The organism is Streptomyces venezuelae, from assembly GCF_008642335.1.
GTDB classification, from domain to species: Bacteria; Actinomycetota; Actinomycetes; order Streptomycetales; family Streptomycetaceae; genus Streptomyces; species Streptomyces venezuelae_F.
Window position 1 is genome coordinate 432,763 of sequence record NZ_CP029191.1, and the last position, 23,389, is coordinate 456,151.

The window sequence follows — 23,389 nt, forward strand, 5'->3', positions numbered from 1 at the left end:
GCGTCGAACGAGGCGGAGGGAGACGTACAGGAGGAGGGAGACGTCGCCGCTTCGGCGGCAGGGGTCGCCAGTGGGCTTGGCTGCGGTATGGTGAGCCTAAGTGGACAGCTGTCCGCTCACCGTCGAACTTAGCGGACAGTTGTCCGCTCAGCAAGGCACCCTCAGGCCGTGCCGTATGGAACAGGCCACGACGCGCCGAAGGAGAGCGAATGGGTCAGCACAAGACCCCGCCCCTGCGCTCGGACGCGCAGCGCAATCGCGAGCGGATCCTCGAAGTGGCCCTGGCGGAGCTGACGCTGGCGAGCGACGCGCCGCTCAGCGTGATCGCCAAGAAGGCGGGCGTCGGCCAGGGCACGTTCTACCGCAACTTCCCGAACCGCGAGTCCCTCGTCCTCGAGGTGTACCGCTACGAAGTGCAGCAGGTCTCCGACGCCGCCTGCCAGTTGCTGGCGACGCGGGAGCCCGACCGCGCCCTGCGCGAGTGGATGGACCGCCTCGTCCGGTACGCGATGGCCAAGGCGGGGCTCGCCGAGGCGATCCGCAAGGCCACGAGCACGCTCGGCAGCCTGGCCGGGGTCGGCCCCGGCCCGCTGACCGAGGCCGTCGGCCACCTGCTGCGGGCCAACGAGGAGGCCGGAACCATTCGGCCGGGGGTCACCCCCGACGACTTCCTGCTCGCCATCGCGGGGCTCTGGCACATCGACCCGCACAGCGACTGGGAGTCCCGGGCGGGCCGGCTGATGGACCTCGTCATGGACGGACTGCGGGCCGGGGCGCCCGGGCGCGAGCGCGGCTGACCCAGCGGCTGCCATCGGTTTCCCGATACCTCCTATTGGTTTCCTCATTGGATACCTATGTCCGATGGATTTACGTTGGGGACATGGCCGTACTGACGTTCTGCATCCAGAACGTCAGAGCGCCCGCCCGACCACCCCGCCATCGGAGGCCCCCATGTCGAAGATCCTGTTCGTAGTCACCGGCGTCGACCACTGGACCCTGGCCGACGGAACCCGGCACCCGACCGGCTTCTGGGCCGAGGAGGCCGTCGCCCCGTACGAGGCGTTCAAGGCCGCCGGTCACGAGATCGTCGTCGCCACGCCCGGCGGTGTCGTCCCCACCGTCGACGAAGGCTCCCTCGCCCCCGAGGTCAACGGCGGACAGGAAGGCGCCGAGAAGGTCGCCGCCTCGCTCGCCGCGTTCACGGAGCTCCAGCACCCGGTCAAGCTGGCCGAGGTGAACCTCGACGACTACGTGGCCGTCTTCTACCCCGGCGGCCACGGCCCCATGGAGGACCTCGCCGTCGACGCCGAGTCCGGCAAGCTGCTGACCACCGCCCTGGAGACGGGCAAGCCGCTCGGCATCGTCTGCCACGCGCCCGCCGCGCTTCTGGCCGCCGTCTCCGCCGACGGCCTGCCCTCGTTCGCGGGCTACCGCCTCACCGGCTTCACCAACGCCGAGGAGACCCAGGCCGGCCTCGCCGACCGGGCGAAGTGGCTGCTCCAGGACCGCCTGGTGCAGGGCGGCGCCGACTTCCAGGAGGGCGAGCCCTGGGCCCCGCACGTGGTCGTCGACCGCAACCTCGTCACCGGCCAGAACCCGGCGTCCTCCGCCCCGCTCGCCGTCGAGCTGCTCGGGAAGCTGGCCTGAACCATGGGCACCGACCGGCTCGACGAGGTCCTCGACGCCGCCTACGACTGCCTCACGCGGTACGGCGCGCGGCGCACCACGATGGACGACATCGCCGCCGCCATGGGCGTGTCCCGGTCCGCCGTCTACCAGTACGTGCGCGGCAAGGACGACGCCTTCCGCAGGCTCGCCGGGCGCCTTCACGAACAGGCGCTCCGGCGGGCCCGGACGGCGGCCGCCGCCGACGCCCCGTACGCGGAGAGACTGCACGGCGTCCTGGCCGCCAAGCTCGACCTCGTCCTCCAGCTCGCCGGGGACTCCCCGCACGCCACGGAGCTGCTCGACGGGAAGGCCCGCCTCTTCGGCGACATCTGCACGTCGTTCACGTCGGAGCTGCGCGACGTGCTGACCGGTCTGTTCACCGAGTCGGGCACGGTCGCGGGCGTCACGCCCGCCGAGGCGGCCGACATCTGCGTCGCGCTCGTCGTCGGCCTGGAGGGGGCGCGGGAACCCCGGAGCCTGCTGGCCCCGGCCACCGACGCGCTCGCCACCGGCCTGCTCGGCACGCCGGCCCGCACACGGACCGCGTAGCGCACGACGCATCGACCGCACGCCGCGCATCGCACTCACACACCGCACATCGCACATCGCACAAGTACTGCTGAGGAATCCCCCCATGACCACCGATGTGACCCTCACCGACCGGACCGCCGCCCTGGTCGCCCGGCTGCGCGCCACCTTCGCGACGGGCCGCACCCGGCCCCTCGCCTGGCGACAGGAGCAGCTGACCCGGCTGCGCGCCCTGTTCACCGAGAACCGCGAGGCCATCGCCGACGCCCTCCACAGCGACCTGCACAAGCCCCGCCCCGAGGCATACGGCGCGGAGATCGACCTGCCCGTGCACGAGATCGACCACACGCTGGCGCACCTCGCGGAGTGGCTCGAACCGCAGCGGCTCGACCAGGCCTCCCTCGCCGGACTGCCCGAGGGGTCCACGGCCAGCACGCAGTACGAGCCGCTGGGCACCGTGCTGGTCATCGCCCCGTGGAACTACCCGGTCCAGCTGTCCCTCGTACCGGTCGCGGGAGCGCTCGCCGCGGGCAACACGGTGATCCTGAAGCCGAGCGAACTCGCCCCGGCGACCTCGGCATTGATGGCCCGCCTGGTACCCGAGTACGTGGACCCCGAGGCCGTGGCCGTCGTCGAGGGCGGCATCCCCGAGACCACGGCGCTGCTCGCCGAGCGCTTCGACCACATCTTCTACACCGGCAACGGCACGGTCGGCCGCATCGTGATGCGTGCCGCCGCCGAGCACCTCACGCCCGTGACCCTCGAACTGGGCGGCAAGTCCCCGGTGTTCGTGGACCGGGACGCCGATGTCGCCACCGTCGCGGCCCGGCTGGCCGACGCCAAGTTCCGCAACGCCGGGCAGACCTGCGTCGCGCCGGACTACGTACTGACCGACCCGGACACCGCCCGTGCCCTCGCGGGCGCGCTCGCGGAGGCCGTGGAGCGGCTCTTCGGCGCCGACCCGCAGTCCTCACCGGCGTACGGGCGGATGGTGAACGAGCGGCACTTCGACCGCGTGAGCGCCCTGCTCGGATCGGGTACGACGGCGTTCGGCGGGCGGACCGACCGGGACGACGTGTACATCGCGCCGACCGTCCTGACCGGCGTGACGGCGGACGACCCCGTCATGGCCGAGGAGATCTTCGGCCCGGTCCTGCCCATCGTGGAGGTGGCGGACCTGGACGAGGCCATCGCGTTCATCAACGACCGCGACAAGCCGCTGGCCCTGTACGGCTTCACGGAGAACGAGACGACGCGGCGCCGCCTCGCCGCCGAGACCTCGTCCGGCGGGCTCGGCTTCGGGCTGCCGATGGCTCATCTGCGCGTGTCCGAGCTGCCGTTCGGCGGGGTCGGCGAGAGCGGCATGGGCAGTTACCACGGGCCGCACTCCATCGCCGCGTTCAGCCACCGCCGCGCCCGCCTGGACGTGCCGCTCGGCGCGGGCAAGTAACCGGACAGCAGCATGCGCGGGTGAGTTGGAGAGGACACTCTCCAACTCACCCGCGCACACAGGGGTCAAACCGCGGTCGAACCGCGGGGCGTTACGCGCCGCTCGCCTTCAGCATGTCCTCGCGCTCGACGATCTTCACGCGCTCGCGGCCGTGCGGCTCACCGAGCGCCTTCTCCGCGGCGTCGAGCCGGTACCAGCCGTCCCACGTGGTGAAGCGGACGTTCCGCTCGCCGAGGAAGGCGTCGACGGCCTCGGGCTCGGGCGCGGCGGGGGTGTGCAGCCGGCCGTTCTCGCGGTCGTCGAGGAGGCTGGCGACGGTCTCGTTGGCGTCGCCCTTGGTGTGGCCGATGAGGCCGACGGGGCCGCGGCGGATCCACCCGGTGACGTACGTCGACTGCAGGTGCTCGCCGGACTCCTCGATCACGCGGCCCGCCACGTCCGGAACGGTGCCGGAGGTGACGTCCCAGGGCAGCTTGGGGAGTTCGTCGGAGAGGTAGCCGACGGCGCGGTAGACCGCTCCGAGGTCCCAGTCCTTGAACTCGCCGGTGCCCTTGACGTTGCCGGTGCCGTCGAGGGCGGTGCGCTCGGTGCGCAGGCCGACGACCTTGCCGTCCTCGCCGAGGATCTCGACCGGAGACTCGAAGAAGTGCAGGAACAATTTGTGCGGGCGGTCGCCGACGTCGCGGATCGCCCAGTTCTCCAGGGTCTTGGCGACCATGTCGGCCTGCTTGTTGCCGCGCCGGGTCGCGATCGACCCGTCGTCGTAGTCGATGTCCTCGGGGTCGACGATGACCTCGATGTTCGGCGAGTGGTCCAGCTCGCGCAGCTCCATCGGGCTGAACTTCGCCTGCGCCGGGCCGCGGCGCCCGAAGACGTGGACCTCCAGGGCCTTGTTGGCCTTGAGGCCCTCGTGGACGTTGGCCGGGATCTCGGTGGGCAGCAGCTCCTCGGCGGTCTTGGCGAGGATGCGGGCGACATCGAGCGCTACGTTGCCGACGCCGAGGACGGCGACCTTCTCGGCCTCCAGCGGCCAGGTGCGCGGCACGTCGGGGTGCCCGTCGTACCAGGACACGAAGTCCGCGGCACCGTACGAGCCGTCGAGGTCGATGCCGGGTATGTCGAGCGCGCGGTCGGCGGTGGCGCCCGTGGAGAAGATCACGGCGTCATAGAAGGTCGACGTTGCCGAAGAGGCGGATCTGGGGCTTGTCGAGCACCTGGTGCAGGGCCGTGATGATGCCCTTGATCCGGGGGTGGTCGGGGGCGACGCCGTAGCGGATCAGGCCGAACGGCGCCGGCATCCGCTCGAAGAGGTCGATCGACACACCCGGCTCGACCGCCACTGCGGACTTGAGCAGCGCGTCGGCGGCGTAGATTCCGGCAGGACCGGCTCCGACAATGGCTACCCGCAGAGGGCGAGGCATGTTCAGGTTCCCTTCGAGCGGTGATGGAGTGACTCGAGGGAAAGCCTAAGCTAAGGCAAGCCTAAGTAAGTAGGGGGGTCGGCTTTATGACCTCATAAGGCAGCCTTATGACTCCCATCATATCCGCTTGGGTCCTGCGCGCAGCCGTCGCCTCATACGCCCGCGAGCAGACCGTCGAGCGGAGCGGGCACTTCGCCGGGGGCCAGCGCCTCCGTCAGGAGACTGCCATAGCGGATCTTGCGCCCCTTCTTCGTGCCGAGGAAGCGCCGCAGTTGTCGATGGCGCGGCGTGCCCTGATGGGCGGGCTGCCGCTGCAGAGTCTGCCAGGCGCGCAGGTCGCCCTCGTCCCGGATGACCTCCTCGACCCGCTCGACGCCCAGCGCGCGGATGAGCTCGTCCTCCAGGTCCGCGGCACAGACGTGGACGTCCCGCGGCGACGCCCCGGCCCGCTCGAGACCGCGATCGTAGAAACGCTGCTCCCCCACGTCGCACAACCCCGTCAGGCGCAGCCCGAGACCCGGTGCCCCGAGGAGTCCGGCGTACCGGCCGACGCTCATCGCCCCGCCCATCGGCACGACGCACACCCCCTCGGCGGCGAGATCCCGCCCCCGCCGCGCGGCGAGCGTCTCGACGGCCGCGAGATCGCTGGGCCCTTCCAGGAGCACCGCGGTCCGCAGCCCCAACTGTCCCGCCAGAGCACGCGCGGGCCCGCCGGGACCACCCGCCGCCCAGCTGCTCACCGCGTCCCTGAACGCCCACATGTCCGCCATGGAACGAGTCTGCACGTCAGCCGCGCGGAACGGCACCGAATATCGAAGGGCGGCGCGGCCAGGTCGTACCACCCTGGACGCGCCGCCCGACGGTCACCTCTCAGTCGGCCCGTGTCACGCCACGTCGAACCGGTCGAGGTTCATGACCTTGACCCACGCGGCGACGAAGTCGCGCACGAACTTCTCCTTCGCGTCGTCGCTCGCGTAGACCTCGGCGAGCGCGCGCAGCTCGGAGTTGGAGCCGAAGACCAGGTCGGCCCGCGTGCCGGTCCACTTGACCGCGCCGGAGGCGTCGCGGCCCTCGAACGTGTCCTGCGCCTCGGACGTCGACTTCCACTCCGTGCCCAGGTCGAGCAGGTTGACGAAGAAGTCGTTGGTGAGGGTGCCGGGGCTGGTGGTGAGGACGCCGTGCTTGGAACCCCGGTGGTTCGCGCCGAGGACGCGCAGACCGCCGACGAGGACCGTCATCTCCGGGGCGCTCAGGGTCAGCAGGTTCGCCTTGTCGAGCAGCAGGTACTCGGCGGGCAGGCGGTTGCCCTTGCCGACGTAGTTGCGGAATCCGTCGGCGGCAGGCTCGATCTCGGCGAACGACTCCACGTCGGTCTGTTCCTGCGACGCGTCGACGCGGCCCGGGGTGAAGGGCACCTCCACGGCGAAGCCGCCGTCCTTCGCGGCCTGCTCGACGGCCGCGCTGCCCGCGAGCACGATCAGGTCGGCGAGCGAGACCTGCTTGCCGTCCGTGCGCGAGGAGTTGAAGGACTCCTGGATGCCCTCCAGAGCGCGCAGGACCGTCGCCAGCTCGTCGGGGTTGTTGACCTCCCAGCCGCGCTGCGGCTCAAGACGGATCCGCGCACCGTTGGCACCGCCCCGCTTGTCGCTGCCGCGGAAGGAGGAGGCGGCCGCCCACGCCGTGGACACGAGCTGCGACACCGACAGGTCCGAGGCGAGGATCCGCTCCTTGAGAGCGGTGACGTCCGCGGCGTCGATGCTCTCGTACGTCACCTCGGGCAGCGGGTCCTGCCACACCAGCGTCTCGCTCGGGACCTCCGGGCCGAGGTAGCGCACGATCGGGCCCATGTCGCGGTGGGTCAGCTTGAACCAGGCGCGCGCGAAGGCGTCCGCGAACGCGTCCGGGTCGTCCTTGAAGCGACGCGAGATCTGCTCGTAGACCGGGTCGAACCGGAGCGACAGGTCGGTCGTGAGCATCGTCGGCGCGTGCTTCTTCGTCGCGTCGAAGGCGTCGGGGACGGTGCCCGCGCCCGCACCGTCCTTCGGCCGCCACTGGTGCGCGCCCGCGGGGCTCTTGAACAGCTCCCACTCGTAGCCGAAGAGGATCTCGAAGAAGCTGTTGTCCCACGTGGTGGGGGTGTCGGTCCAGATGCCCTCGAGGCCGCTGGTGATCGCGTCGGCGCCGACGCCCGTGCCGTGCGTGCTGCGCCAGCCCAGACCCATCTGCTCCATGGGGGCGGCCTCGGGGTCGTCACCGACCGCGTCGGCGGGGCCCGCGCCGTGGGTCTTGCCGAAGGTGTGGCCGCCCGCGATGAGGGCGACGGTCTCCTCGTCGTTCATCGCCATCCGGCGGAACGTCTCACGGATGTCGCGGGCCGCGGCGATCGGGTCCGGATTGCCGTTCGGGCCCTCGGGGTTGACGTAGATGAGGCCCATCTGGACCGCGCCGAGCGGGTTCTCCAGCTCGCGGTCGCCGGTGTAGCGCTCGTCGCCGAGCCATTCGGTCTCGGGGCCCCAGTAGACGTCCTCGTCGGGCTCCCACACGTCGGCGCGGCCGCCGCCGAAGCCGAAGGTCTTCAAGCCCATCGTCTCCAGGGCGACGTTGCCGGTGAGGATGAGGAGGTCGGCCCAGGAGAGCGACTGGCCGTACTTCTTCTTGACCGGCCACAGCAGACGCCGGGCCTTGTCGAGGCTGGCGTTGTCCGGCCAGCTGTTGAGCGGCGCGAAACGCTGCTGGCCGGCGCCGGCGCCGCCGCGGCCGTCGCTGATGCGGTACGTGCCGGCGCTGTGCCACGCCATCCGGATCATGAACGGGCCGTAGTTGCCGAAGTCGGCGGGCCACCAGTCCTGGGAGGTCGTGAGCACCTCGGCGATGTCCCGCTTCACGGCGGGCAGGTCGAGGGTCTTGAACGCCTCGGCGTAGTCGAACTCCTCGCCGAGCGGGTTGGCCACGGCGGGGTTCTTCGCCAGGATCTTCAGGTTGAGCCGCTCCGGCCACCACTGCCGGTTTCCGCCGCCCTGCGTCGGATGCGGCGCGCGGTGCGCCACCGGACAGCCGCCCGTCTCCTCCGGTTTGGGGTCGGTGACGATCGCGTCGTGGTTCTCTGTCATGGGGAATCCTTCCGGAGAGGGCGGATCGCGGTGCTCAGGAGCTGAGGGTGGTGGAGCAGGTGCACGCGCGGGTCGGAAGGCGATGCGTTGACGTAAGGCGATCCAGTGAAGTCACGTGTGGTTTCCTGCCGTTGCCCTGACCCTTGGCTGCCAGCCGGATCCGATCCTACGATGGACGAATTCCAAGTCAATACGGAAGACAGGCGCACGCGTATTCATTCGTGAGGGCTCTGCAAAGTAAGGGTTGGTGGTCATGAGTGACCTGCTGCAACGGCTCCGCGGACGCGGTTGGCGCATGACCGCACAGCGCCGCGTGGTCGCCGAGGTACTCTCCGGCGACCACGTCCACCTGACCGCCGACGAGGTGCTCGCCCAGGCCACCGCCAGGCTCCCGGAGATATCCCGCGCCACCGTCTACAACACCCTCGGCGAACTCGTCTCCCTCGGCGAGGTGATCGAGGTGACGACGGACGGCCGCGCCAAACGCTACGACCCCAACGCCCACCGCCCGCACCAGCACTTGATCTGCTCGTCCTGCGGCACGATCCGCGACGTCCACCCCACGGACGACCCCGTGGCAGCCCTGCCCTCCTCCGAACGCTTCGGCTACACGGTCACCGCGGCGGAGGTGACGTACCGGGGACGCTGTCCGGAGTGCGCGGCGGACTGAGCCGCGCACTCCCGTCAGCGGTCAGCCGAGGAACGAAAGCCGCACCTTCCGGTCCGGATTGTCGACGTTCGTGTCGACCAGGCACACCGACTGCCAGGTCCCCAGCTCCAGGCGGCCGTCGACGACCGGCAGGGTCGCGTGGGGCGGGACCAGGGCGGGGAGCACGTGGTCGCGGCCGTGGCCCGGGCTGCCGTGGCGGTGCTGCCAGCGGTCGTCCGCCGGGAGCAGCGTGTGCAGCGTGGCGAGCAGGTCGTCGTCGCTGCCCGCGCCGGTCTCCAGTACGGCGATGCCCGCCGTGGCGTGCGGGACGAAGATGTTGAGGAGGCCGTCACGGCCGTCGGCCGCCTCGCGCAGGAAGGCCTCGCAGTCGGCGGTGAGATCACGGACGACCTCGGTCGATCCGGTGGTGACCTGCAGGACTCGGGTGGTGAACGCATCGGACATGCGTCCATTCTTCCCCACGTCGGCTTCCACTGCCTGATATCGGGAGTCCGCCTTTCGAGACGCCATTGACCGTGCGTTGCCGAAGTGGCTACGTTCTGCGGCATGTTGCGTTCAGCCCTGCTCACCACGCGCGGTCACATCGACCTGCTGCGGGTGGCCTCCTCCGCGTGTCGTCGCGGCTGCTGACGCCCTTTCCCCGCTTTCGCGTTTCCTTCTTTCCCGGCATCCGCCGTCAGGCGCCCCCGTGCCGCTCCCGCATGCCGCATGCACGCATGACTGCGTGACTGCATGCAGGGACTGAGCTCGGGTTCGGGCTCGGCCTCAGGGCCCAGCCGCCCGCCCGCCCCCGGCCACCGGTGCCCCGTCACGCCTGCCCCTCGCCCCGTGGAGCCCCCGTGAGCATCAGCCATGCCCCACCACACCCGCCCGTGCCCGACATATCCCCCAAGTCGTCTTCCGAGCCGTCCCCAGGACTCGAGCTCCAAGCCCTCGTTCCCTCCTCCACCCGCCGCGCCCGCGTCCCCCGCTGGCTGCGCCGCACCTCCGGCCCGCTCGCGCTGCTCGCCCTCTGGCAGATCCTGAGCGCCACCGGCGTACTGGCCGGTGACGTGCTCGCCTCCCCCGGGACCGTCGCCCGCGTCGCCGGCGGTCCTGCAGCCAGGGGGGGGTCTCCCTGCAGCGTGTCGCGCTCGGGCTGCTCTTCGGCACCGTCGTCGGGACGGTGCTCGCGCTCGTCTCCGGGCTCTTCCGGATCGGCGAGGACCTCGTGGACGCCAGCGTGCAGATGCTGCGCACCGTGCCGTTCGTCGGGCTGATCCCGCTGTTCATCATCTGGTTCGGGATCGGCGAGGCGCCGAAGATCGCGATCATCACGCTCGGGGTGTCCTTCCCGCTCTACCTCAACGTGTACGCCGGGATCCGGGGCGTCGACGCCCAGTTGATCGAGGCCGGGGAGTCACTCGGTCTCTCGCGGTGGGGGCTCGTGCGGCACGTCATCCTGCCGGGCGCGCTGCCCGGCGCCATGACGGGGCTGCGCTACTCGCTGGGCATCTCCTGGCTCGCCCTCGTCTTCGCCGAACAGGTCAACGCCGACGCCGGCCTCGGCTTCCTCATGGTCCAGGCCCGCGACTTCCTGCGCACCGACGTGATCGTCGTCTGCCTCGTCGTCTACGCCTTCCTCGGCCTGACGGCCGACTTCGTCGTCCGAACCCTCGAAAGGCTGCTGCTGCAATGGCGACCGACGTTCACCGGCCGGTGACCACGACCGTGCCCCCCGTGTCCTCCGCGCCCTCCGCGCCCTCCGTGACCTCCGCCGTCCGCGTCGACGGGCTGACCCGTACGTTCGACGGGCGTGCCGTCATCCACGACCTGCACCTCGACGTGCGCCCCGGCGAGTTCGTCGCGCTGCTCGGCCGCAGCGGCTGCGGCAAGTCGACGCTGTTGCGCATCCTCGCCGGGCTCGACCGCGACATCGAGGGCACCGTGCTCGTGCCGCGCCGCAAGGCCGTCGCGTTCCAGGCGCCGCGGCTGATGCCGTGGAAGCGGGTGTGGCGCAACGTACTGCTCGGGCTGCCGGGCAAGCCCCACCGGGACGTCGCCGAGCAGGCCCTGGCCGAGGTGGGCCTGAAGCACCGCACCGACGCCTGGCCCAAGACCCTCTCCGGCGGCGAGGCCCAGCGCGCCTCGCTGGCCCGCGCCTTGGTGCGCGAGCCGGATCTGCTCCTGCTCGACGAACCGTTCGGCGCGCTCGACGCGCTCACCCGCATCAAGGCGCAGCGCCTCGTCGACGAGCTGTGGCAGCGGCGCGGCTGCGCGGTTCTCCTCGTCACACACGACGTCGAGGAGGCGGTGCTCCTCGCCGACCGGGTCCTGGTCATGGACGGCGGGGTGATCGCGTACGAGACGGAGATCGACCTGGAACGGCCGCGCGGCATCTCCGACCCCCGCTTCGGCGAGCTCCGCGCGGAGCTGCTCGAACGGCTCGGCGTCGAGGCGACCGCCGCCGAAACCTCCGCCGCCTGAACACCGCTCCCGCTCCCGCTCCCGCAACGTCCTCGTCCCCTTACCGAAGCGAACGGAACCACCATGCGACGACCACGCCCCGTCCCCGCCGCCGCCCTGCTGCTCCCCCTGGCCCTGCTGCTCGCCGCCTGCTCCGGCACCTCGTCCGCCGACAGCTCCATCGGCGGCTCGGGCGGCGGCACCGACGGAAAGGGGTCCTTGACTCTCAACGTCGGTGACCAGAAAGGCGGTTCGGAGGCCGTGCTGCGCGCGGCCGGGGAGCTGGACGACCTCGACTACAAGATCCGCTGGTCGACCTTCACCTCAGGGCCGCCGCTCCTGGAGGCCATCAACGCCAAGGCCGTCGACGTCGGCGGCATCGGCAACACCCCGCCCGTCTTCGCGGCGGGCGCCGGGTCGAAGATCACTGTGGTGGCAGCCAGTCACGGCTCGGCCGCCGGGGACACGATCCTCGTGCCGGACGACTCACCGCTGAAGAAGCCGCAGCAGCTCAAGGGCAAGTCCGTCGCGGTGGCGCAGGGGTCGTCCGCGCACTTCAGTCTGGTCGCGTCCCTGAAGAAGGCCGGGCTCGACTTCAAGGACGTACAGGTCAAGTATCTTCAGCCGGCCGACGCGCTCGCCGCGTTCACCAGCGGCAATGTGGACGCCTGGGCCGTCTGGGACCCGTACACCTCACAGGTCCTGCGGGCGAAGACCGGCCGTGTCCTGACCGACGGCGACGGACTGGTGAACGGCCTCGCCTTCCAGGCGGCGGCACCCGGGGCCCTGCGCGACAAGAAGAAGGCCGCGGCGATCTCCGACTACCTGGACCGGCTCCGCCGGGCCCAGGACTGGGTCTACAAGCACCCCAAGGCCTGGGCGAAGGTCTGGGCGCGGGACACCGGTCTCCCCTACGAGGTCGCGCTCGACGCCGTCAAGCGCACCAACGGCACCCGGGTCCAGGTGGCCGTGGACAAGAACGTCATCGCGTCCGAGCAGGAGATCGCGGACACCTTCACCGATCTGAAGCTGATCCCGCGCCGCATCGACTTCGGCGACTACGTCGACACCCGCTTCAACGGAGATCTGCCGCCCTCCACCACCGAGCCGCGCTCGTACCGCAAGGAGTCCTGACCATGAACGTCCACCTGCACTGGTTCCTGCCCACGGGCGGCGACGGCCGCACCCTCGTCGACCGGCACGCCTACACCGACGGCGGCATCACCCGCTCCCGCGTCACCCCGGTGAGCGGCGTGCGCGCCCCCGACATCGAGTATCTGGCCCAGATCGCCAAGGCCGCCGAGCAGTTGGGGTTCGAGGCCGTGCTCACCCCCACCGGCACGTGGTGCGAGGACGCCTGGCTGACGACGGTGGCGCTCGCCCAGCACACGGAGCGGCTCAAGTTCCTCGTGGCGTTCCGCCCCGGCGTCATCTCCCCCGTGCTTGCCGCGCAGATGGCGGCGACGTATCAGCGCATCACCCGCGGCCGGCTGCTCCTGAACGTGGTGACGGGCGGCGACTCGACCGAGCAGCGGCGGTTCGGCGACCACCTGGACCACGACCGTCGCTACTCGCGCACCGACGAGTTCCTCTCGGTCGTACGAGGGGTGTGGGGCGGCAAGCCGTTCGACTTCCGCGGCGAGCACTTCCAGATCGACGGCGGTCTCACCGCGCTGCCGCCGGATCCGCTGCCGGAGATCTTCTTCGGCGGCTCGTCGGCCGCGGCGGGTCCGGTCGCGGCGCGGCACACGGATGTGTACCTGACCTGGGGTGAGCCCCCCGAGCAGGTCAAGCAGAAGATCGACTGGATCCGCGGGCTCGCCGAGGAGGAGGGCCGCACGGTGCGGTTCGGCATCCGGCTGCACACGATCTCCCGCGACTCGGCCGCCGACGCGTGGGCGACCGCGGACCGGCTGCTCGACGACCTCGACCCGGACACGATCGCCGCCGCCCAGGAGGCACTGGGCCGCAGCGAGTCGGTGGGCCAGCAGCGGATGCTGGCGCTGCACGGCGGCTCGCGCGACAAGCTGGAGATCTCGCCGAACCTGTGGGCCGGTGTCGGTCTGGTGCGCGGCGGGGCGGGCACGGCGCTGGTCGGCAGCCACGCCGATGTCGCCGACCGGATCGAGGAGTACCACGCGCTCGGCGTGGAGCACTTCGTCCTGTCCGGCTATCCGCATCTGGAGGAGGCGTACTGGTTCGGCGAGGGCGTCATTCCCGAGCTGGCGGCGCGCGGGCTGCTGCCGCGGATCCCGGCGTCGCCGCTGTCCGGCGTACCGGCGGCGAACGGACGGCCCGCCTCCGCCCCGGGCGGTGCGCCGCTCCTGGTCGCGGGCGGGCGCTGAGAGGGGACGGCCGCCCGGGAAGATCCCGGACCCCGGCAGAGTTAGTAGAAGCGTGAACGACACCGGGGTACGAGACGCGGCCGCCGCAGCGACGGTCCAGGACGTGGACGTGGTGGTCATCGGCGCCGGGCAGGCCGGCCTGTCCGGCGCCTACCACCTGCGGCGGGTCGGCTACGAGCCGGACCGGGACTTCGTGGTCCTCGACCACGCGCCCCGGCCCGGCGGCGCCTGGCAGTTCCGGTGGCCTTCCCTGACGTACGGGAAGGTGCACGGCATGCATGCGCTCCCCGGGATGGAACTGACGGGCGCGGACCCGGCGCGTCCGTCGTCGGAGGTCATCGGGGAGTACTTCGAGGCGTACGAGCGCCGCTTCGACCTGCGCGTACGACGCCCCGTCGACGTGCACGCAGTCCGCGAGGGCGAGGGCGGCAGGCTGCTCGTCGAGACGTCGGCGGGCACATGGTCGACGCGGGCCCTGATCAGCGCGACGGGCACCTGGGACCGGCCGTTCTGGCCGCGCTACCCGGGCCAGGACACGTTCCGCGGGCGGCAGTTGCACACCGCGATCTACCCGGGCCCGGAGGCTTTCGCGGGACAGCGGGTGATCGTCGTCGGCGGCGGCGCATCGGGCACGCAGCACCTCATGGAGATCGCCCCGTACGCGGCGTCGACCACCTGGGTCACCCGCAGCGAGCCGGTGTTCCGCGAGGGGCCCTTCGACGAGAACTGGGGGCGCGCGGCCGTCGCCATGGTCGAGGAGCGCGTACGTCAGGGGCTGCCGCCGCGCAGTGTCGTATCCGTGACGGGGCTGCCCATGAACGACGCGATCCGGCGGGCGCGGGCCGACGGCGTCCTCGACCGGCTGCCGATGTTCGACCGGATCACGCCGACGGGCGTCGAGTGGGACGACGGCCGCCGCGTGGACGCGGACGTGATCCTCTGGGCGACCGGTTTCCGCCCCGCCGTCGACCACCTGGCCCCGCTCCGGCTGCGCGAGCCGGGCGGCGGCATCCGCCTCGAGGGCACGAGGGTCGCGGCGGACCCCCGCATCCACCTGGTGGGGTACGGACCGTCGGCCAGCACGATCGGCGCCAACCGAGCGGGGCGCGCGGCGGTGCGCGACGTTCGGAGGCTGCTGACCGGGGCCTCGGTCCCGAGCCCCGCCTAGCCGAGGTACAGCGTGTAGAGCAGCTTGTCCGGTGTGACGGGCGGGGTGCCCTGCAGCGCTCCCGTGGTCGCGTTGTCCACGAGGCCCTTCTTGACCTGCGCCGGAGTGTCCGTAGGCCGGAAGCCCAGATGCAGCGCGGCCGCGCCGGCCGCGTGCCCGGTGGCCATCGACGTACCGCTGAGGGTGGCCGTCGCGGTGTCGCTGTCCTTCCAGGCGGAGGGTATCTGCACACCGGGTGCGAACAGGGAGACGCACGAGCCGTAGTTGGAGGAGGACGCCCGGCGGTCGGCGCGGTCGCTCGCGCCGACACCGATGGTCTCCGGCACACGGGAGGGCGAGGTGTTACAGGCGCCGCCGGCCTGGCCGGAGCTGCCCGCGGCGACCGTGTACGTGACACCGGAACGGATGGAGCGCCGCACCGCGCTGTCGAGGACATCGCTGGCCGCCCCGCCGAGGCTCATGTTCGCGACCGCCGGTTTCGCGGCCTTCGCCGTCACCCAGTCGATGCCCGCGACGACCCCCGACGTGGTGCCCGAGCCCTGGCAGTCGAGGACGCGCACCGCGACCGGCCTGGCCTGCTTGGCCACGCCGTACGTCTTCCCCGCCGCGATGCCGCCCACATGGGTGCCGTGCCCGTTGCAGTCGTCACCGTTCCTGCCGTCGCCGACGGTGTCGATCCCTACAGAGGCGCGGCCGCCGAACTCCGCGTGGGTGGTGCGCAGCCCGGTGTCGATGATGTAGATGCTCACGCCGGGGGCGGTGGTGCGGTAGGTGTACGTGGTGGACAGCGGGAGGCGGCGCTGGTCGATGCGGTCGAGGCCCCAGGGCGCGTTGGCCTGCGTCTGGTCCCTCGCGCCGTCGACGCGGACCCGGGTGTCCTGGCGGACGTACGCGACGCGGGGGTCGGCGGCGAGCCGGGCCGCCTGAGCCCGGCTCATCCGGGCCGAGAACCCGTGCAGCGCCGCCCGGTACACGTGCCCGAGCCGTGCTCCTTCGGCCCGCCCGACGAGCTCGCGCGCCACGCCGGACAGGGCGGTGTCGTTCAGCCGCCTCGCGTCCTTCAGCACGACGATCCAGCCGTCTGGCACGGCGACCTCGGAACGGCCCGCCAACCGCAGTTCCCCGGCGGAGGAGCCGGGTGCGGCATGGGAGGGCGGGGTCACGGAGAGCAGACCGGTGGCCGTCAGCGCGGCGGAGAGCAGCACCGCTGTCTGCCGCCGACGGGAGGGCATTCTCATTCCCGGTGCACCTGAACCTTTCATCGACTGACCAGGGACGGGGTCGGACCATGTGCGGTGCGGTGCTGGGTGCGGCGGAGCCGTGTGGTGCGCGTGCGGTCGCGCTCGCTGCCAGCCTCTCGCGCCGCTCGGCGCGGCACAAGAGGCGGGAGGGCCAGGGGCTCAGGGCCAGGGGCTCAGGGCGCCGCGACGTTCACCAGGCTCTTGTACGGGAGATAGCGCGGCACGCTGGGCCGGGTCGGCGCCGGCGTGACGCCGTCCAGGCCCTCGATCATCATGCCCAGTTCGACCGTGCCGCCGCTCTCGGCGAACCGCCGCCACGCGGACATGTCCCGCCACTCGGCGTGGTTGAGGACCCTGCGGCCGTCCTTGCTCGTGTGGAAGTGGGCCGCGAGCAGCCCCGGAGGCCGCGTCCGTTCCAGGATCGCGATGACGCCGTCGATGAACGCGCGCTGGCTGTCCGGTCCTTCGGTCTCGAAGATGGGGGTGACGAGGGCGCCGGGGGTACTCTCCGCGTCCTCTTCGGTCGCGTAGCTGCGGTACAGCGAGTAGCGCACCTCGCCCGGCCGCTCGATGCCGAGCACCATCCGGTCGACCCTGCTGATGTCCTCGGAACAGCGGGCCGCGCGTGCCCACTCCCGGTGCGAGTCGTCGTCCGTCCACTGCGCGTAGTTGAGGACCTCGCGGCCGTTCTCGCTGAGGAAGGTGGTGAACGAGAGCATGGCGTCCGGGCGTTCCTGGTGTTCCCACTCCTCGATCACCAGGTCCGCTGCCTGCTTCTGGACCCCTGCGGCCGGCAGGGTCCAGGAGCTGACGAGGATCGTCCCGGCGTCCGCCCGCCGGACGTCGGGAAAGGCACATGTTATTGGTGCGGCCATGGTCGGCTCCTCCTGCATACTGAGCGGTACGTTCAGAGAAAAGCGTTGTACCTGAACCACGGTTGAGGTCAAGGCGGAGCAGGCGTGTCGGCCGAGCGGACCCCCCTGGCCCCATGCCATTTTCGGCCTCCCGCTACTTCGCCTTGTTGAACTCCCCCACGTTCTTCTGGTGTTCCTGGAAGTCGGATGTGAAACGCGTGTCTCCTGGTTTCACCGTGACGAAATACAGCCAGTCCCCCGGAGTCGGGTTGATCGCCGCCCGCATCGCTTCCTCCCCGGGGTTGCCGATCGGTGTGGGCGGCAGGCCCATGCGTGCATAGGTGTTGTACGGGCTGTTGATCTTCGTGTCGCGTTCGCTGGTGGCGAGTGTCGAACGGTTGAGCGCATAGTTGATGGTGGAGTCCATCTGCAGGGGCATGCCCCGGTCGAGACGGTTGTAGATGACCCTGGCGACCTTGCCCATTTCCTCCTTGGAACCGGCTTCGGCCTCGATCATGCTCGCAATGGTGACGCTCTGGTAGACGTTCAGCGCATTCCGGTCCGCGCCGGCCGTGACTTGGCCGGCACCGAACTTCTTGTTGGCCGTGTTCACCATGTACGACAGAACAGATGCCGGAGTCGACTCCGAGCTGAGCGGATACGTCGCCGGGAAGAGGTATCCCTCCGGGTTGCCGTCCGCGTCTTTGGGGAGTTTGAGGTCGGCTTTCGGCAGCGCCTTTTTCGTGGTGCCGGCGGGTACGTCGAGGGCCTTGTCCACGGCCGCGTACACCTGGCCGGCGCGCCACCCCTCAGGGATGGTCAGCGTCTCGGGCCGTTTGTCGTCGTCGGGAAGCAGCAGCGGCACCGCCACGGCGGCGGCCACGACGACGGCTCCGGTCGCGATCAGGGCGATCCGGCCCCGTCGCGTCAGTCGAATCGTTCCGCGTCTCGGAGTCTTGGTCTGCATGCGGGCACGGTAACCCGCAAATGGTCATATTCCTGGCATATCTTCATGTCGCGGGCTCCAGTTGGGCGTCTCTGCGCACGAGGGCGGCGTAACGGCCGTCGCGCTCGAGGAGTTCCTCGTGGGTGCCGCGCTCGGCGGCCCGTCCCGCGTCCAGGACCACGATCTGGTCGGCGCCGCGGACGGTGGAGAGCCGGTGGGCGATGGTGAGGGTGGTCCGGCCCGCGGACAGCGCGTCGATGGCTTCCTGCACGGCGCGTTCCGTGCGGGTGTCGAGGGCGCTGGTCGCCTCGTCGAGTATGAGGACCGGCGGGTCGCGCAGGATGGTGCGGGCGATGGCCAGGCGCTGCTTCTCGCCGCCGGAGAACCGGTGGCCGCGCTCGCCGACGACCGTGTCGTACCCCTCGGGGAGGGAGGCGATGTGGTCGTGGATCTGGGCGGCCCGGGCGGCGGTGAAGAGCTCTTCGTCGGTGGCGTCGGGCTTGGCGAAGCGGAGGTTGTCGGCGACCGAGGCGTGGAAGAGGTACGTCTCCTGGGAGACCACGCCGACGGCGCGCGCGAGGGTGTCGAAGTCGAGGTCGCGCACGTCGATTCCGTCGAGGGTGACGCGGCCGCCCGTGACGTCGTAGAGCCGGGGGACGAGGTGGCTCAGCGTCGACTTGCCGGAACCGGTGGGTCCGACCACGGCGAGGCTGCCGCCCGCGGGTATGGCGATGTCGATGTCCTGGAGCGTGGGGTCCGCCTTCTCGTCGTAGCGGAACTCGACGCCCTCGAAGCGGACCTCGCCCTTGATCTTGTCGAGGTGTACCGGCTGCTTGGGCTCGGTGATGTCGACGGGCAGGTCAAGGTACTCGAAGATGCGCTGGAAGAGCGCGAGCGAGGTCTGGATCTGCACGCCGGTCGAGAGGAGGCTGACGGTCGGGCGGAAGAGGCCCTGCTGGAGCGAGACGAAGGCGACGAGCGTGCCGATGGAGACGGTCGGGCCGCCCATCTGGAAGGCGATGCCCGCGGTCCAGTAGATGACGGCCGGCATGGCGGCCATCACGATGGTGATGACGGCCATGCGCCAGCGACCCGCCATGTTGGACCGGATCTCCAGGTCGACCAGCTGCTCGGACTCGTCGGAGAAGGACTTGGTGAGCGAGTCGGCGCGCCCCATCGTGCGGCCGAGGAGGATGCCGCTGACGGAGAGCGATTCGGTGACGGTCGCGGCCATGACGGCCATCTGCTTCTGGCGCTGCGTGGCGATCTTCTTGCGCTCGCGGCCCACGCGGCGGCTGATCCACACGAACACCGGGAGCAGCAGGAGCGAGACGACGGTGAGCCGCCAGTCCAGGGCCAGCATGGCGACGACGGTCGCTATGACGCTGGTCAGGTTGGAGACCAGGGACGTGGCGGTGGAGGTGACGGTCGCCTGCATGCCCCCGATGTCGTTGGCGATCCGGGACTGGACCTCGCCCGTGCGGGTGCGGGTGAAGAAGGCCAGGGACATGCTCTGCAACCTGCCGTACACCGCGGTGCGCAGGTCGTGCATGACGCGCTGCCCGACGGACGTGCTGATCAGGGTCTGCAGGACGCCGAAGACGCTGGTGACGACCGCGCTGAGGACCATGCCGAGCGCGAGCAGGCTCAGCAGGCCCGTGCGCCCCTGCGGCAGGGCGGTGTCGAGGATCTCCTTCAGCAGGAACGGGGTCGCGACCGAGACGAGCGAGGCGGCGCAGACCAGCAGGCCCACGATCGCGAGGCGGCCTCGGTAGGGACGGAAGAGGCGAAGGATGCGGCGCATCTGGCGCGGCGGGGGCTCCTCGCCGGGGGCAGGGGGCTGCGGCGTCCAGGTGGGTTCGTCGTGACGCATGGGCTCCTACGGGATTTCGGACGACTATGACTCAGGGAGCATAGCTCACTGTTACCTATACTCACAATGCACAAGGTCCTGATAAAGTTCCCGCATGAACACCCCGGACCCCGACGGCCTGCTCGCCGAACAGTTGCTGCGGCTGACGCGCAGGCTGCAGCGGATCCAGAAGCGCCATCTGGTGCCGACCGGTATCACCCCAGCGCAGTCCCGCCTCCTGCGCACCCTCGCGCATTACGAGACACCGCCGCGCATGGCCGACCTCGCCGAGCGCCTGGAAGTCGTGCCCCGCGCCGTGACCACGCTGGTCGACGGCCTGGAGGCCGCCGATCTCGTGCGCCGCGCGCCCGACCCCACCAACCGCCGGGTGATCCGCATCGAACTCACCGACGCGGGACTCAAGGCCCTGGGCGAGCTGCGGGGCGCGCGCCGCGCCGCCGCCGAGGACATCCTTGCCCCCCTGGACGCCGAGCAGCGGGCACAGTTGGGCGTGCTGCTGAACGCACTGTTCGACGTGCCGGACGTCCGCCGCTGCTGAGATTCCGTCTTCCGCACCTTCGGTCCGCAGGTACGCCGCCGCAACCGCCGAGGAGAGCTCATGCCACTGCTGGAGCCCGAGCCCGACGCCCTGCGCCCCGGTGCGGCGTCGCGCGTGGACGGACCTGCCCACGACCGCGTGCCGGACGGGCGCGGCGGCGGCACCCCGGAGCCGCTCCGTTCGGAGCTGATCGCGCTGCTCGGCGCGGACAAGGTGCTGACGAAGATCTCGGACCTGGTGCGGTACGCCTCGGATGCCAGTCCCTACCGTTTCGTGCCGCAGGTCGTGGTCGTCCCCGAGGACATCGACGACGTGTCGGCCGTCCTGTCGTACGCGCACGGCAAGGGCCGCGAAGTCGTTTTCCGCGCGGCCGGTACGTCGCTGAACGGCCAGGCCCAGGGCGAGGACATCCTCGTCGACGTGCGCAAGCACTGGTCGGGCGTGGAGGTGCTCGGCGGGGGCGCGCGGGCGCGCATCGGTCCCGGCACGACGGTCGTGCGGGCCAACGCGACGCTCTCCCGGTTCGGCCGCGTGCTCGGCCCCGACCCCGCGAGCGCGATTGCCTGCACGGTCGGCGGCGTCGTCGCGAACAACGCCTCGGGCATGACGGCGGGCACCACCCGCAACTCGTACCGCACGGTCGCCTCGCTCACCGTCGTCCTCCCCTCCGGGACGGTCGTGGACACGGCCGAGCCGGACGCGGACGAGCAGTTGGCGCACGCGGAGCCCGACCTGTGCGCGGGCCTGCTGGCGATCAAGCGCGAGATCGAGGCCGACCCGGAGCTGGTGGCCCGTATCCGCGAGAAGTACGAGATCAAGAACACCAACGGCTACCGCCTCGACGCGTACCTCGACGGCACGACGCCCGTGGAGATCCTGCGGGGCCTGATGGTCGGCTCAGAGGGCACCTTCGGCTTCCTCTCCGAGATCGTCTTCGACACACTGCCGCTGGACCGGCACACGAGCACCGCCCTGCTGTTCTTCCCCTCCCTGCCAGCTGCTGCCGCCGCGGTGCCGCTGTTCAACGCGGCGGGCGCCCTCGCCGTCGAGCTGATGGACGGCAACACTCTGCGCGCGTCCGTCAGCGTCCGGGGAGTGCCCGCCGACTGGGCGGAGCTGCCGAAGTCGACGGCCGCCCTCCTGGTCGAGTTCCGCGCCCCGGACGAGGCCGCGCAGGAGGCGTACGAAGCGGCGGCGGCGAAGGCCCTGGAAGGCCTGGAGCTGACCGCGCCCGTGCCGTCGGTGACCAACGCGTTCACGCGCGACGCGAAGACGATCGGTGGCTACTGGAAGGCGCGCAAGGCGTTCGTCACCGCCGTCGGCGGCTCCCGCCCCTCGGGCACGACGCTCATCACCGAGGACTTCGCGGTCCCGCCCGGCCGGCTGGCCGAGGCCTGCGAAGCGCTGCTCGACCTCCAGACGCGGCACGGCTTCGACGCCGCCGTCGCGGGCCACGCGGCCCACGGCAACCTGCACTTCCTGCTCGCCTTCGACGCGGCGGTGCCCGCCGACGTCGAGCGCTATGCCGCCTTCATGGACGAGTTCTGCCGTCTGACGGTGGAGCGTTTCGACGGCTCCCTGAAGGCGGAGCACGCCACCGGCCGCAACATCGCGCCCTTCCTGGAGCTGGAGTGGGGCCCGAAGGCGACCGAGCTGATGTGGCGCACGAAACAGGTCATCGACCCGGACGGGGTGCTCGCGCCGCGCATCGTCCTGGACCGGGACCCGAAGGCGCACCTGCGCGGTCTCAAGACCATCCCGCGCGTGGAGCCGATCGCCGACCCGTGCATCGAGTGCGGCTTCTGCGAACCGACGTGCCCCAGCGAGGACCTGACCACGACACCGCGCCAGCGCATCGTGCTGCGCCGCGAGATGATGCGCCAGCCCGCGGGGTCGCCGGTGGAGGACGGTCTCGTCGAGGCGTACGGATACGACGCCGTGGACACCTGCGCGGGCGACTCGACGTGCAGCATCGCCTGTCCGGTGGGCATCGACACGGGCGCTCTGATGAAGGAGTTCCGGCACGCGCGGCACTCACCGCGCGAGGAGCGGGCGGCCGCTGTCGCCGCGAAGAACTTCAAGGCCGTCGAGGCGTCGGCACGGCTCGCGGTGGCCGCCGCCGACCGGATCAGCGACCGGCTGCTCACCGCGGTCACCCGCCGCGCGCGCAAGGCCGTGCGGCCGGACCTCGTCCCCGAGTGGCTGCCGCGGATCCCCGGGGCCGCGGTGCGCAAGCTGCCGCGCACCGCGCGCGTGGGAGCCACCGCCGTCTACTACCCGGCGTGCGTCAACCGCATCTTCGGCAGCCCCGGCGACCGCTCCCTGGCGGAGGCCGTCGTCGCCGTCTCCGCGCGCGCGGGGAAGCCGGTTTGGATTCCGGACGATGTCGCGGGGACGTGCTGCGCGACGATCTGGCACTCCAAGGGGTACGTCGCGGGCAACCGCGTCATGGCCAACCGCATCGTCGAGGCGGCCTGGGGCTGGACGGCGGGCGGCCGCCTGCCACTGGTCGTCGACGCGTCGTCCTGCACGCTGGGCATCGCCCACGAGGTCGCCCCGTATCTCACCGCGGACAACCGGGAGTTGCACCGGGAGCTCACGGTCGTCGACTCGATCGTCTGGGCCGCCGACGAACTGCTCCCCCGGCTGACGGTGCACCGCACGGTCGGCTCCGCCGTCCTGCACCCCACGTGCTCCATGCAGCACCTCGGCGACGAGGCACAGCTCCGTGCCGTCGCCGAGGCGTGCGCGGACGAAGTGGTCGTCCCGGACGACGCGGGGTGCTGTGCCTTCGCGGGCGACCGGGGCATGCTCCACAAGGAGCTGACGGAGTCGGCCACGCGCAAGGAGGCCGCGGAGGTCACGTCCCGTCCCTACGACGCGCACCTCTCCGCCAACCGCATGTGCGAGGTGGGCATGGACCACGCGACGGGCCGCGGGTACTACTCCGTACTCCTCCAACTGGAGCGCGCGACGCGCCCCTGAGGGGCGGGCCCGCGACCGGGGTGGCCCCCCAGGGCGGCGCAGGCCTTCGATAAATCCAACTCTTCGGCACCTCCTGTCTCTTGCGTCCCGGGCGGACCCCCTACCAGGGTGGCTTCCGCCCCAGTGGTAGAGACCAGCCGCCATTCA

19 protein-coding genes and 2 pseudogenes are annotated in these 23,389 nt (G+C 71.1%); 13 read left to right on the top strand and 8 right to left on the bottom strand.

The genetic code is table 11. The features are described 5' to 3' along the window. The first annotated feature begins 209 nt into the window (after positions 1-209). The 4 genes from DEJ49_RS01980 (at position 210) to DEJ49_RS01995 (ending at position 3,646) form a co-directional block, all read left to right on the top strand. Positions 210-797: a TetR/AcrR family transcriptional regulator gene (locus tag DEJ49_RS01980; protein WP_150182073.1), complete on the top strand. Its 588-nt coding sequence runs from the start codon at positions 210-212 to the stop codon at positions 795-797. Between the two features lie 154 nt (positions 798-951). Next, positions 952-1,647: a type 1 glutamine amidotransferase domain-containing protein gene (locus DEJ49_RS01985; protein ID WP_150182074.1), complete on the top strand. Its 696-nt coding sequence runs from the start codon at positions 952-954 to the stop codon at positions 1,645-1,647. Between the two features lie 3 nt (positions 1,648-1,650). Next, positions 1,651-2,217 (top strand): TetR/AcrR family transcriptional regulator, encoded by a 567-nt coding sequence (locus tag DEJ49_RS01990; RefSeq protein WP_150182075.1) that lies wholly within the window; start codon positions 1,651-1,653, stop codon positions 2,215-2,217. An 85-nt stretch (positions 2,218-2,302) separates the two neighbouring features. After that, positions 2,303-3,646 (top strand): aldehyde dehydrogenase family protein, encoded by a 1,344-nt coding sequence (locus DEJ49_RS01995; protein ID WP_150182076.1) that lies wholly within the window; start codon positions 2,303-2,305, stop codon positions 3,644-3,646. Between the two features lie 91 nt (positions 3,647-3,737). Here DEJ49_RS01995 and DEJ49_RS02000 read toward each other — a convergent pair. The 3 genes and pseudogenes from DEJ49_RS02000 to katG form a co-directional block, all read right to left on the bottom strand. Continuing rightward, positions 3,738-5,067: pseudogene (locus DEJ49_RS02000) on the bottom strand (FAD-dependent oxidoreductase). Between the two features lie 152 nt (positions 5,068-5,219). After that, on the bottom strand, positions 5,220-5,837 hold the full coding sequence (locus tag DEJ49_RS02005; RefSeq protein WP_150182077.1) for a TOPRIM nucleotidyl transferase/hydrolase domain-containing protein: 618 nt from the start codon (positions 5,835-5,837) through the stop codon (positions 5,220-5,222). A 114-nt stretch (positions 5,838-5,951) separates the two neighbouring features. Beyond that, complete coding sequence (gene katG, locus DEJ49_RS02010; protein ID WP_150182078.1) at positions 5,952-8,177, bottom strand: catalase/peroxidase HPI; 2,226 nt, start codon at positions 8,175-8,177, stop codon at positions 5,952-5,954. Positions 8,178-8,430: 253 nt separating this feature from the next. On the opposite strand from katG, the gene DEJ49_RS02015 reads away from it, so the two are divergent. Further along, the gene (locus tag DEJ49_RS02015) at positions 8,431-8,847 is read left to right on the top strand and encodes a Fur family transcriptional regulator (protein ID WP_150182079.1); all 417 of its coding nucleotides are present in this window, start codon (positions 8,431-8,433) and stop codon (positions 8,845-8,847) included. A gap of 21 nt (positions 8,848-8,868) precedes the next feature. Here DEJ49_RS02015 and DEJ49_RS02020 read toward each other — a convergent pair whose 3' ends face one another. After that, a complete protein-coding gene (locus DEJ49_RS02020) occupies positions 8,869-9,291 on the bottom strand; it encodes a secondary thiamine-phosphate synthase enzyme YjbQ (RefSeq protein ID WP_150182080.1) in 423 nt (140 codons plus the stop codon). 102 nt (positions 9,292-9,393) lie between these two features. Here DEJ49_RS02020 and DEJ49_RS36930 point away from each other — a divergent pair, with 102 nt between their 5' ends. From DEJ49_RS36930 to DEJ49_RS02045, 6 genes and pseudogenes are all read left to right on the top strand, one after another. Next, on the top strand, positions 9,394-9,477 hold the full coding sequence (locus DEJ49_RS36930) for a putative leader peptide (protein WP_355809829.1): 84 nt from the start codon (positions 9,394-9,396) through the stop codon (positions 9,475-9,477). 209 nt (positions 9,478-9,686) lie between these two features. Further along, a pseudogene (locus tag DEJ49_RS02025) lies at positions 9,687-10,549 on the top strand (ABC transporter permease). Beyond that, positions 10,522-11,313: an ABC transporter ATP-binding protein gene (locus DEJ49_RS02030; protein ID WP_150182081.1), complete on the top strand. Its 792-nt coding sequence runs from the start codon at positions 10,522-10,524 to the stop codon at positions 11,311-11,313. The pseudogene DEJ49_RS02025 and the gene DEJ49_RS02030 overlap by 28 nt, the downstream one beginning before the upstream one ends. 63 nt (positions 11,314-11,376) lie before the next feature. After that, on the top strand, positions 11,377-12,426 hold the full coding sequence (locus tag DEJ49_RS02035) for an ABC transporter substrate-binding protein (RefSeq protein WP_150182082.1): 1,050 nt from the start codon (positions 11,377-11,379) through the stop codon (positions 12,424-12,426). A 2-nt stretch (positions 12,427-12,428) separates the two neighbouring features. Next, on the top strand, positions 12,429-13,637 hold the full coding sequence (locus tag DEJ49_RS02040) for an LLM class flavin-dependent oxidoreductase (protein WP_150182083.1): 1,209 nt from the start codon (positions 12,429-12,431) through the stop codon (positions 13,635-13,637). A 52-nt stretch (positions 13,638-13,689) separates the two neighbouring features. Then, positions 13,690-14,805, top strand: coding sequence for an NAD(P)-binding domain-containing protein (locus DEJ49_RS02045; protein ID WP_150182084.1), 1,116 nt, complete (start codon positions 13,690-13,692; stop codon positions 14,803-14,805). Here DEJ49_RS02045 and DEJ49_RS02050 read toward each other — a convergent pair. From DEJ49_RS02050 to DEJ49_RS02065, 4 genes are all read right to left on the bottom strand, one after another. Next, entirely contained in the window at positions 14,802-16,037 is a 1,236-nt protein-coding gene (locus tag DEJ49_RS02050; RefSeq protein ID WP_411757224.1) for a S8 family peptidase, read from the bottom strand. The two genes, DEJ49_RS02045 and DEJ49_RS02050, sit on opposite strands and share 4 nt — an antisense overlap. A 182-nt stretch (positions 16,038-16,219) precedes the next feature. Then, a complete protein-coding gene (locus DEJ49_RS02055) occupies positions 16,220-16,921 on the bottom strand; it encodes an antibiotic biosynthesis monooxygenase (RefSeq protein WP_150182086.1) in 702 nt (233 codons plus the stop codon). A gap of 133 nt (positions 16,922-17,054) precedes the next feature. After that, positions 17,055-17,867, bottom strand: a complete 813-nt coding sequence (gene mltG, locus DEJ49_RS02060) for an endolytic transglycosylase MltG (RefSeq protein ID WP_150182087.1) — start codon at positions 17,865-17,867, stop codon at positions 17,055-17,057. 43 nt (positions 17,868-17,910) lie between these two features. After that, positions 17,911-19,719 carry an ABC transporter ATP-binding protein gene (locus DEJ49_RS02065; protein ID WP_150182088.1) on the bottom strand — a complete coding sequence of 603 codons (1,809 nt, stop codon included), beginning with the start codon at positions 19,717-19,719 and terminating at the stop codon, positions 17,911-17,913. A 94-nt stretch (positions 19,720-19,813) separates the two neighbouring features. On the opposite strand from DEJ49_RS02065, the gene DEJ49_RS02070 reads away from it, so the two are divergent. Together DEJ49_RS02070 and DEJ49_RS02075 are read left to right on the top strand one after the other, a co-directional pair. Continuing rightward, positions 19,814-20,257 carry a MarR family winged helix-turn-helix transcriptional regulator gene (locus DEJ49_RS02070; protein ID WP_150182089.1) on the top strand — a complete coding sequence of 148 codons (444 nt, stop codon included), beginning with the start codon at positions 19,814-19,816 and terminating at the stop codon, positions 20,255-20,257. Between the two features lie 60 nt (positions 20,258-20,317). Further along, positions 20,318-23,242, top strand: coding sequence for an FAD-binding and (Fe-S)-binding domain-containing protein (locus DEJ49_RS02075; RefSeq protein ID WP_150182090.1), 2,925 nt, complete (start codon positions 20,318-20,320; stop codon positions 23,240-23,242). Positions 23,243-23,389 lie beyond the last annotated feature (147 nt).